The organism is Rhizobium sp. SEMIA 4085, from assembly GCF_013004495.1.
GTDB classification, from domain to species: domain Bacteria; phylum Pseudomonadota; class Alphaproteobacteria; order Rhizobiales; family Rhizobiaceae; genus Rhizobium; species Rhizobium gallicum.
Genome location: NZ_JABEPH010000612.1, coordinates 1 through 1,951 on the forward strand (window position 1 = coordinate 1; position 1,951 = coordinate 1,951).

Genomic DNA, 1,951 nt, shown 5'->3' on the forward strand with positions numbered 1-1,951 from the left:
CCCCAGACCGAGCCACCGCATGGAAGAACGATGCATTCCGCACCACGTTATCCCAATGCCCCAACCACGCCGATTTCACCGCGGCGCTGAACGAGATTCGCGGACCGGAAATGCCGCTTGCAGCGGAATAGGCGAGGGGCTGCCGCCTCGCTTGGTTTCCACATCGGCTAGAGAACCAGCCTGATCTTTGCAAATCCGTCCGCGCCTTCGCCGGCATCCTCCAGCTTGACACTCTTGACGTCGGCTAGGAATTGCTTCGCCTTCGGTCCGCTCTGGAAGACGGCGCTCGTGCCCGGCAACGGCTTGAAGGTCCAGTTGCCGTCGGCGGACGGATTGATCGTGCCCTGATCATGAACGAAGCGGACGATCACGTCGCGGTTGGTGTCCGGAGCCTGGAAGACGACCTTGTCGGCTGCAATCTCCGGGAACTTGCCGCCGCCGCCCGCACGGTAGTTGTTGGTGACCACGACGAACTTCTGCTTGAGGTCGATCGGCTTGCCGTCGAACTGCAGATTCTGGATGCGGTTCGACCTTTCATTGATCGCCTTGCCATCATTGTCGTATTTGCGCGGCTGCGAGAGGTCGATCTGGTAGGTCACACCGTCGATGACATCGAAGTTGTAGGACGGGAAATCACCGTTGAGCAATTCCGCATCCGTTGCGCCGGGCCTCACCTCTTTGAACATGCCGGCCGACATTTCCAGCCAGTTCTTCACCTGCTCGCCGGTAATGACCACTGCCTGCACGGTGTTCGGGTAGAGGTAGAGGTCGGCGACATTCTTGATCGCGACATCGCCCGCCGGAACGTCGGTGTAGTACTCCGCGCCGCCGCGGCCGCCTGCCTTGAAAGGAGCAGCGGCCGAAAGGACGGGCAGATCCTTGAAATCGGTATCAGCCAGCATCTGCTTGATGTACCAGGTCTGCGCCTGGCTGACGATCTGCACGGAGGGATCGTCGGCAACGAGGGCGAAGTAGGAATAGAGCGGCGCCGACGTCTTGCCGACCGGGGTGCGGACATAGGCGAGCGTCGCCTCATGCTCGGCCTTTGCGGCTTCGATCACGTCCTTCTTGTCGCCCACGTCGGCAACGACCTTCTTCTTGTCGTCGCGGTGATAGATCGGCCGAGCCTCGGCGGTGAAATCAACGATCGTCCAGCTCTTTCCGTTCTTTTCCAGAAGCAGGTCGATGAGGCCGAGATGCGAGCCCCAGAATCCGGCCATGACCGTCGGCTTGCCATGCAGAGTGCCTTTCACCGGATCGGCGTCGGCAATCCCGTCCCAACTCTTCGGGCCGGGGAAGACAAGGTGCTGATGGCCGGTGAAGATCGCATCGATGCCGTCCACGGCGGCAAGATGCAGCGAGGCATTCTCCATCTTCTCGGAGGGGGCGGAGCCGTCGATGCCGGAATGGGAAAGCGCGATGACGATATCGGCGCCTTCCTCCTTCATCGCCGGAACCCAGGCCTTGGCGGCCTCGACGATGTCGCGGGTCTGCGCCTTGCCTTCGAGGTTCTTGATGTCCCAGAGCATGATCTGCGGAGGCACGAAGCCGATGAAGCCGATCTTGACCGGGCTGTCGTTGCCTGCGCCGTCCTTGATCTGCTTTTCGACGATCACGTAGGGCTTGAAGAAGAGATCGTCCTTCTTCGGATCGGAGGCGAGCTGGCCCTTCGTCAGGTTGGCGCAGACGAACGGGAAATTCGCGCCGCCAAGCACCTTGAACATGAAATCGAGGCCGTAGTTGAACTCGTGGTTTCCGAGCGTGCCGACAGTATAGCCGAGCGTGTTCATCGCCTTGATCACCGGGTGAACGTCGCCATCCCTCATGCCGTGCTGATAGGCCATGTAATCGCCCATCGGATTGCCCTGCAGCAGGTCACCATTGTCGATCAGCAGCGAGTTGGCCGCTTCGACGCGGATGTTATCGATGATCGTCGCGGTGCGCGCCAGAC

1 protein-coding gene is annotated in these 1,951 nt (G+C 60.7%); it reads right to left on the reverse strand.

The annotated features are described in order from the left end of the window. Positions 1-167: 167 nt before the first annotated feature. Positions 168-1,951 (reverse strand): bifunctional 2',3'-cyclic-nucleotide 2'-phosphodiesterase/3'-nucleotidase (locus tag C9413_RS31635; protein WP_170251473.1); only part of this gene is annotated, 1,784 nt, incomplete at its 5' end.